Source organism: Flavobacterium sp. HJSW_4 (genome assembly GCF_042436695.1).
Classification (GTDB): domain Bacteria; phylum Bacteroidota; class Bacteroidia; order Flavobacteriales; family Flavobacteriaceae; genus Flavobacterium.
The window spans coordinates 1-10,720 of the sequence record NZ_JBHNPP010000062.1; the positions used below are offsets into that span (position 1 = coordinate 1).

Sequence of the window (10,720 nt, forward strand, 5' to 3'; positions counted from 1 at the left end):
ATGAAATTAGCGTAGGGCTTCAATTTCCTCATAAATGGCTACAACCAGTTTATACTGGTAATGAAAATGTTACCGGAATAGCTTTGGATGATCCATTGCCTGAAAATTATTTTAGCTACTTAAAATTTGATGTTGGAAGCTTAGAATATTCTTCAAATCGCGGATTTATCTTTAATAATATCTCTAGCTTTAGTTTAAACAGATCGATGATTGGAAACACTGGATTAATCGCAGAGTTTTCAGGATTAAAAGTAGATTTAAGTAGAGATAAAAATATTCCCGAAGCAGATGCGGACGGAAGAGGAGAATCATTTAGAGGGGTTTATGCTGAAAAAGCAGCTATAAAATTACCCGAAAAATGGTTTAAAAAAGAAAACGGCGCTACATTACAAATCACTGGAAAACAATTATTAATTGGTACAGAAGGTGGAATTTCTGGAACAATTGGGTTAGAATCTCTAATTGTTGGAAATCCTGTTGGTGAAACTGATTACATGTGGTTTAATATAGCTAAAAGCTTCAGAGTTGGTTTTAACAAATTTGATATTTCCTTCAAACAAAATAGAGTTATCTCTTCTAACATAAAAGGTGCTTTAGAAATTCCAAAATTTAAAAAAGGTAATACTCCATTTATTGTTGACATTGAAGGCCACTTATACGACGACGGAGACTTTAATCTTACTGCTTCTTTTGATAAAGAAAATGAGCCTCAAGCCAATTTATTTGGTCTAGTAGATTTCGATTTTCACAGTTTTGAACTCGGAAAACAAGATGACGATTATTATGTAGGAACTTCTTGTTACGTGTCTTTCCCTGAAGGAACATTAATGAACAGATTGGCAAAAGGCCAAGGTTTTGATGTTGAGAAACTTCGCATTTATAGCGATGGAAGCATTGAAGTTGAAGGAGGTTCCATTCCAATTCCGATTAATCTATCTGTGAATCTTGGACCAGTTCAGATGGCGGTAAGCAACATCAACTTTGGTTCAACACAAATTAATGGGCGTAAATATAATTTCTGGGGATTTGATGGTGCTATCAGTGTCAATCCATTAGGATTAGATGCTCGTGGTGAGGGTATTAAATATTATTACAGTACAGAAGAAGGATTTAAAGATTCATTCATCAGAATTCAGACTATTGAAGTCGATTTGATGATTCCTGGAACAGCTACAGAGGCATCTGCTATGGCAATTATCCATGGTATGATTTCGTTACCTCAGCCGGGAGAATCAAAAGAATTCATGGGAGAGGTTTCTTTAAAATTACCTAAAGCGAAAATTACAGGAAGCGTAGGAATGCGTTTTGCTCCTAAATACCCTGCCTTCTTAGTTGATGCAGGTATTGAATTACCTACAGGTATTCCGCTTGGATTTCTTTCAATCACAGGTTTCAGAGGTTTATTAGGATTTAGATATGTGGCTACGAAAAAAGCGGCTGGATTAACAACCGAAAATTCTTGGTACGAATTCTATAAGCATCCAAAAGCCGGAATCAATATTAGAAAATTCAGTGGACCGCCAGATTCTATGCAATATAAGTCACCATTTTCTATTGGAGCTGGTGCAACTTTTGAATCAACAGGCGGAACTATTTTAAACATGCGAGCCATGTTATTGCTTTCTCTGCCTACTCTATTTTACATTGAGGCAGGATTGAATGTTCTTGGCGATAGATTAGGGCCAATTGAGAAAGATCAAAGCACTCCTCCATTCTTTGCAATGGTTGCCTTCGGAGATAATTCGCTGGAACTAGCTGCTGGAGCAGATTTCCAAATGCCAAAAGATGGTGGACAAATCATTCAGCTACATGCTTTATTAGAAGCTGGATTTTTCTTCAAAAACCAGAAGCCTTGGTACATTAATCTTGGTTCTAAAAAAGATCCAATTACGGCTAGAATCTTAACCTTATTTACAGCTAAAGCATATCTTATGCTTTCGGCTCAAGGAATTGAAGCTGGAGCAAGATTAGACTTTAAACTGGAGAAAAGCTTCGGACCTGCAAAAGTCAAATTATGGGCTTACTTGGAAATGGGTGGAAAAATCTCATTCAAACGTCCTCAAATGGGTGGTTACATTGCCGCTGGCGGAGGAATTCAGATTAAAATCTGGATCATCAATGTTGAAATTGTCTTAGACACCATTTTCTCTGTAGAATCATTTAAACCTTTCTTGATTTATGCAAAATTAGAGTTGAGTGTGCGTGTTAAGCTTGGCTTCGTTAGAGTTCGTAAAAATTTCAAAATAGAATTGCAATGGGATATCAACAGAATTGTAGATCGTACACCTTACAGTCCGCTTCCGAAAGGTACACATGGAGATGCTAATGATAACAGAACTGCTGATTCTGTAAAAGGAGTCCACATGCTTACAAATGAAGCTTTCTTGCTTGATTATTTTAATCAGATGCCTAGTCCTAGTGCCATTTCTAAAGTGATTCCACTAGACACTTTCATCGATATTAAAATGACTAAAGGGGTATTGCCAAACACTAGTCTTTCTAAAATAATTGGTGGATACACAGCAGATGCAAAAAATTATACTGATTTAATGCCGCCTGAAGCAACATCAAAAGCAGGTAGAAAACTTCGTCAGGTAAAACACGAATATTCAATTGAATCGATTGAATTACTTTCTGCAAATGGAAATTCGTGGGAGACTTATCATCCTTTTAAAGCTGTTGTTGATAAAGACTCTAGAGGACTTGTAGACAAATTACCTTGGGCGCAATGGCAAAAAGTAGTCGATCAATACGATAGTATTCGTGTCTTGGCTACTAATCCATTCTCCTATTTAAGTGCTGGAGAACCTGGATGGCATGTTCCGGAGCAATTCGGAATCACTCCTTCTAAGTTGTTCTGTGTTTCTGATAGCATTGAAGCAGAGCGTGTCAATTTTTTAAACAAAAAAATAGGAAAACGTTATTATGTACCTACTCAATATGAAGCAGATAGAATCAATGGTCTGTTCTTTAAACTCGTTGGTGAAACACCTGAAATCGTGGATGGCAAGCTTACTGAAGGTGATTTCATGAGCATTTCTGGAGAAAGCAATCCTTTTGGTTTTAGAAGATCGCTTTCATTCAAAAATTATGATGAACTGGAAATTATTTTCCCTGAATCTGCTATTGAACCGACTTTAAAACTTACAACTCAAGCAAAAACAGTAAATATTCGTGCTTATACTTCATTTTTTGAAGAAGGAGATAAGTTGTCTAAATATAAAGAAGTTAAAATACGTAAGGCTAAAAATTCGCCAGCTTTATATGAGATCGCTTACACTAAAGCTGAACTGAGAGCGCCAATTACTTTATTTGATGAAAACGGAGATATTTTATCAAAAAAGAAAATTGATAAAATTGTCATCAGTCCTGTAGCAGCAAATGCTGACGCTATTTTAGATGTTCGAAATAAAATTGCTGCGTTATTTAATGATACTTACGCTTCAGCTGATGGAGAGTTTGTTGTGTCTGAACCAAGCGATGTAGCTGAATACGATCGTTTAGTAGCGAAGTTGGCAGAATTAAAAGCGGAAGCAGGTAACGATAATCCAACTGTAACTTCTGAACCATTGACATTTACCCGTTTTTACGGATATAACGGAAGATCTCTTTTTGCCTTTGATAAAGTTTTCAAATACAATGACACGTATTTAATTTCATTTCATCCAACGCCGAAAACTACGGTTATCGCACAAATTGATGCCAAAGGAAATCTGTTGAGAGAGCGTTTATTGAATGGTTTGGTAACATCTATGCAAGTCGTAAACAATAATTTATTGATTACTCAAGCTTTAGATGCCACTCAATGTAAAGGAATTGGAGAAGCTGTTGTTAATGATACTTTTATTGTAGGTTGCGTAGCTCCTGCTGCTACAACTGCTATTGTTGAACTTGATTCTGAATTAAACAGAAACTCTGGAATGCAGTATATGAATACGTATTCTGAAGGATTCAACAAGCTTATTTCATTGCCAAATAATGAATTGCTTTGGATTAATGCTTTAGAAGATGGAACTCAAATTAACTGGGTTAACGGCACAGATCGTTCTCTTTTACGTCGTGTAAAAGTAAACGAAGTGGCAATTAAAGTTCTTCAGCACAATAGCACTGATTTCAGTTTGATTACTAAAAACAAAAAAGTTATTCGTTTCAGCATCAATGCAAGTGCTAAGACAATTCTAGCTGGTGATACAAAATTAGTTGCAGAATCTTCAATTTCTGAAATTACAGATGCAGTAATTGCCAATGACAAAGTCTTACTTACGGTTAAATTGACAAACGGAAAATTCGGATTGGCTCAAATTAACGGATCTGCTATTACAGTTGTCAAAAACGATACAATTTTTGATTCTGCAATTTATTTGTCGAATAAGACTTTGGTTGACAATTCTGTTATTGCTTATAATGAAAAATATTTGTTTGTATTTAATACTTCATTAAACCTTGCAAGATTAATCGAAAGAGGAAGTACAAATGATAAAGCTTCTATTATTAACATTCAAAATGAGCCTACGGAAAATGAAATTCTAATGCTTTCGTCGAAACAAAATGAAAAAGGAGTTTATTTCTCTTTATTTAATGATCAATTTGATAACTGTTCTTTATATCCAAAAGAAACTGTTTCGGTTATTTCGTCTGCATCTGCTTTAACAGATTCTACCGCAACCCATACAGACTTAGGCAGCACTGTTAAATTGGAATATACAAGAGAAACAAAATCTTCAAATTTATTGACAATCAACGCTCTTATTTGTTCTGCTGGAGGAAATTCTGATGATGATAATGAAGTAAACTATAGAACTAATATTCAAGAAATTGAATGGCTAACTATGGAAAGTGCGATGCATAATTTAACTATTCCAGATTCTACCGCTGTTGCTGAAGATAATAAAGCAATGGAAGCTGCGATTCAAAATACAGTTCAACCAATTTGGAGGCCAAATTCAACTTATTGCTTAAAATTTACTTTGGCAGATAGAGTAGATAATGGAGGGCCTGTCAACTTCGATTACTATTATGGTTTCAAAACATTAGGACCTGTTGGGCACTACCCTGTTCCAGATCCTGTGGTTCCTCCAGGACAAACAGTTGTTAAAAATGAATTAACCGATTTATCAAAATCGCCATTGACTTCATTGAGACAGTATTTAGATTACAACCGTTCTTACCCAAATGCCGATGGAAGTTTGTTATTATCTAAACCTTCATTCTATGGAAATGAACAATGTAAGATAACAATGTTCTTCAAGAATCCTTATGTGTATCATATGCTTAAAGAATGGGATGCGTATGACAGCAGAGCAAAAATTGATGGTGCTTTAAATCTTATTATTAAAGATCCTTTGAATGATCTACTTATTCAATATCCGTTACCAGTACAAACAGTAGAAAATCCTACTACTTATCCGCGGGCAGAAGAAGAAAACACAAAATGGGTTGATGATAACGATCCTAGAATTCCTTTGAATATCCAGATGCTACAAAACATGATTAAAGGAAGTACTGGCAAAATAAAATGTAACATTACAATTGGAAGTGCTTTAAAACCAAAATCGTATGGATACGAGGTTAAATTAACAGATTTAAAACCTTCGAAATTATATACTGTTTTAGCGAAAAACTATTTCGATAAAAATCAAAATGGAATTCCAACTGATAATGAAAACATCTTAGTGCACCAATTTGGTTTCCAAACCTCTCGATACAGAGATTTTGCAGAGCAAGTAAACAGTTATGTTCTTGACCAAGCCGAAGGAAGAAAAGCATTATTTGATATTCCGTTAAGTTTAAGTGAAGATCAGATTACATCTTTAAACAATGTTGTTTTTGGAATTGATGACACTTTAAGTAATTCATTAGCATTAAAATATCAACATTTATTTGATCGCGCTTTTGAAGGAATCTTAAAAATGTCTCCTGTTGATCCTGCTCAATCTACAGAAGTTAACCGAATTATCAATACTAATACTGGTGATGTTGTTGCGCTTTTAGTTCGAAATCCAGAGCCATTCAATATTCCTAAAATTCCATTAGAAGAAATTCAAAATACCATTTCAGTAGTTGACGATGCTGGTGCAGCAAAAGCAAACTATAAAGCAATTTATTCTAAAGATTATGCTCAGATATTAATTATGAATGACAGTAAAAAAATTACTGATTCAATTTTAAATATCAAGTTCGAATACAGAATGTGGAATAATAACGGATCTACTGAACAGTATTCAACGCCATTAACAGTTCGTGCTGCTGAGCCGGTAACCTTAACTATTGAAAATATAAATCTTTAAAAAACAATAAAAATGAGTTCTATAAATCTTCAAGAAAGCCAATCCTCAGGTTGCGAAACGTACATCGCTATCGTTGTCGATGAGTCGGGTTCGATAAATGGCAATGAAGCGCAGCAAATACGAGATGGGCTGACTTCATTTATCAATTCTCAAGCTCAAAGCAAAATCACGCTTTCGTTAATCGGAATGTCTGGTAGCGACAGCAATTCAAGATCAGAGCATGTTATTCAAAAAAGAATTTCGGGAAATACTTCCAGTTTTTTAAGTTGGATTAACGGTTTTGGTTCAAGATCAGCCAATCCTCAATCCGATCACTGGGCTTCTGGTTTAGAAGTTGTAAACAACTTGACTGTAATTCCAGACGTTGTTGTGGTTGTTACAGATGGTTTGCAGGTCAATGATACCAATTTGCTGAAAAATTTATATCAAAATCTGGATGATAAATCACATATTTTTGTTTACGGTGTCACAAGCACCGTAAACAATGCTACCGAGTTGGTGACACCGATTACTAACTTTTTAGGAAAAACACCTGTACTAAAAAACAGCGGTCTTTCTATGCTAAATACAGACTATATCAGAGTTCCGGATTTTAGCACTTTAGGAGCAGAATTAAATCAGTTAAGCAGCGATTTATCAGGCGCACAAATTGGATGTTTGCCTAATGTGAGTATTGCTCAAAATAAATTGGTTTATCCTGTTTTTAAGAAAGGTCTTGCTGTACGCGAAAGCGCTGGAACTTTGGTTCTAAGAAACAAAAGCCGTGTGCCTCTTACTTTGCCTGCCGGAATACGAATTCACAATGCAAGTAATCTTGGCGGATTGGTTTTCAGACTTGAAGAAACTGTTATTATTCCTGGTCTGGGTAGCGTAGAAGCAAAAATTCGAATTGACGGAACTCCTGCTGCAATGGCAACCTATAATGCCTTAATTGTTTTGCCTGGCGTTTTAAATCCTAGCAATTTTAAAATCAGTTTTACTGTAACCAAAGAGGTTTATATTGTTGATATTAATTCTAGCAAAACTGCTTTGCAATCTACAAGTTTACAGATCGCAGCGGCAGGTTCTAAAGGTATTGATAGTACAAAAGGAATTCATCTTCGTTGGCTTTTGGCTGGAGAATTGGGAGCAAACCATCTTCCGAAAGGTGATTTATATACAGGCGGTAATCTTAGTTTTAACAAACCTGATGATTTCGTAAAATTATACCGATCACCTTATACTAAAGTTGTTCATAAATTGGATTTAACAAAACAACCTCAGAATGTAGATAACAATAAAGCATTATGGGTTTACAAAACTGCTCCGCAAAGATCAATTTATGTTTATTTCAAAAACAAAGCAAAATATCTTTTAACAAGAACTAGCATTAATCCGATGACAAATCCATCTGGTTTTATTCAAGCTTATGGAAATGAAATCATTGAAGTTGAAAACAAAACCGAATTGTTTTTTGCTGCCGAACTTAAATTTGGTTCTTCAGAAAGCTCTAGCATTGTAAAATTAGAAACATTATCTGTAGCTGAAAACAGTATTGCAGCATCAAAAAGAGTTACAAATCGTAAATCCTATTCTTCAGCAGAAGTCAATGCAATTCGTGTTGTAGCCGAAAACGGAAGAAGCATTCGTTTTAAAGCAAATAAATGCCTTTTAAACGAAATCAATTTTGAATTTTATGGTGACTTTATCCAAAATGCAAATACAAGTGGCAATTGGGATTTAAAAGGAAAATATGCTTTAACAACTACTGATTCTAAAGCTTTTGAACAATTAGAGCCAAAACTGAATGCTGTTCACGGAAAATGGTTAAAATTTAATGATGGAGAATATGTAAACGTAAATAACTACAAAGATAAATGGAAACGTCCAACAGATGACGATGATAAAAACATCAAAGAAGTTATTGAAAGTTACATCGAACTAAGTCGTGATGGTACAAATCCGACTGCAAAAGAAACGGTCAAATTTCAAGACAATATTCCTGCCAATGAACCTGAACCAGGAGAAGAAGCAAAATTTGAAGAAAATTCAACTGAAATTTCTAATCTTGACTTATTGAACATTGCTGCAAATGATTATCATATCGCCAGAATGTTAGGTTTAGGATGCATCGATATTGATCAAGCAGTTCTTTCTGGAGAATATATCTATCTAACAGAATATGTTACGTTTAAGAATTTAGAAGGCGGTACAGCTCCTAAAGAAGTACAGCATCTTTCTATGAGTATTCCAACTTCTGTAAACACAGAACGTTTGCCTCTTCCTGTACAATTGAGTAAATTTTTACCAGGACTTAACGCAGGTTCTGATGAAGACGATCAATCAGCAAAAATTACAGATCCAAATGGATATAGTTTTGATGGAAAGAAAAGATATGTGAGTTTGTTTATGAATGACATCGCAGATTATAGTGTAAATACTTCTTTCTTTGATTCTACAGACGAATTTGACGGAAGCACTTTTACATTCCCAATCTATGCCGGAGTCGATTATAAATTTAAAGGAGAATTAAGTTGGCAAAAGCCAGAATTAGCTTGCGATACAGCCTATTCTAACGTTACCAAAGACTTAGCCACAGCTTCTTTTGAGCCTGCTCCGATCATTATTCCTGATTCTGGAAAATCATTTTTGAACGTTCGTCAAGAAAAAACAGGTTTGCAAACCTATGTCTATCAAGGATATGGAATTAATATTTTCTCGAGAGCAACATCTGGAAGACAATTAGAAATTACTTCTCATATTAAACCGAATAATACGTTAATGCCTCCGACTGGAATTAATTCTTTATTAATTACAGAAGAAAATCCGTTGATGTTTACTTCGATGAGTGAGCAAGTTAAACTGAAAACTCTTTTAGACAATAAGGCACTAGCTGATAAAACTTACATCCGACTTCTTTTTGAATATTATTCTGCTCAGGAATTATTAAGTTACAGCATTCCGGACGGCATGACCAAAGAGGATGCTTTACTTTCTAATAAAATTTATCCAGATAATGAAGAACTGTTTGCCGATTATTTCAAACTTTATTTCAGAGATAGTCTTCCTCAAATTGAACATGGAAAAATTACAAACATTGCAGATAGTTTATCAAATGAACTTACCTCAATTATTACAATTAACGAATACAAAATTCTAAGTAGCGGTGAAGACATTAAAATCAACTTAACTAATGCTAATAAGAATAGATTTATCGGAGGTATTTTAACTGTTGGGGATGAAAATTATATCATTCAGAATATTAATGTTGTCTTAAACAATGGAAAATTTGCCTCTGCAGATATCGAAGTACTTAAAAAAGAAGTAGGTCAAAGCCTTTCTGACGGTGATGCAACAATTGATTCTGAACAAATTAAGCCAATCAAAAAACCAGTTAACGAATTATGTTCTTTAGTTGAAAATATGTTAACGCCTGCAAACTGGAGACAGCCAAGTCCGATTGGTTTTCAGGTTCAAGTACCACAAGCTTTAAAAACTGTAAATAGAGAGATTGTTTCGCAAAAAGACAGTCAAGGAAATGACACTTTACAGGTAGAAAAAACTCGCGGAATTTGGAATGATAAAGTAGAAATTAAAAAAGTTCTTGAGCAAGCTTTTAAAGTAGATACAAAAGGAGAATATATATTGGATAACGATGGAAATCCAATTCCACTTCCTAGTACAGAGAAAAAACATTTTGGTTTATACGAGCTTACTTTCAAAGGATTAAAATTAGCTCAGCATCCGCAATTCAATGCAAACAATGGACATTCAGTTGAATGGACGAACGGAACTGTGCGTTTGTTTACTACAAGCTGTTTTGAAGGCTCTAACCCTATTCCGGTAAAATCTAGAAAAGAATTTAAAGTTGTACGTGTAGACAATATCGGTACAGACCAGGATTTAGTGTTAATTGTCAATGATCCTAATTTTAAAATTAAAAAAGACGGAACCCAAGAAATGGATCCGACTTATGATCACATCCTTTTTCAAGAAAATGTACAACAGAAAGTAAATTATTATCCAAGTTATAAAGTATATCTTTTTACTGATTCTTCAAACGGAATTACAAAAGAAAGCATTCAGCCGAGAGAAGGAGAAAATACGCATTATTCAATTTTCGGAATTAGCAGCCATTCAAATGGTTACAACTATGATTCTAAAATTAGTGCGCCAACTCCAATGTATGCAGTTAGAATTGAAGAACCTGTAAAACCTGAGGATGTAGAAGGAGCTTTGTATGCCACAAGACCTGATTTTTTCAACAGATCAACATATACATTCACAACTAGATATACGCACAAACCTTACGGAATGTTGCATTACAGGGCAAATGATCAAGCGCTATTAAGTGCTTTGTATGAAACAGCAACAATTACTAAAATTCGTGAAGAACTAAGTAAACTTGGTGGAAATAATGAAAAGTATTTCGCTAACAGATGGCAAAATTTCTT

General features: G+C 34.7%; 2 protein-coding genes. Both read left to right on the forward strand.

Going from position 1 to position 10,720, the window contains the following annotated elements; genetic code table 11:
* On the forward strand, positions 1-6,287 hold a 6,287-nt coding region (locus tag ACE01P_RS24030; RefSeq protein ID WP_379701594.1), incomplete at its 5' end, for a hypothetical protein.
* Between the two features lie 12 nt (positions 6,288-6,299).
* On the forward strand, positions 6,300-10,720 hold a 4,421-nt coding region (locus ACE01P_RS24035), incomplete at its 3' end, for a VWA domain-containing protein (protein ID WP_379701595.1).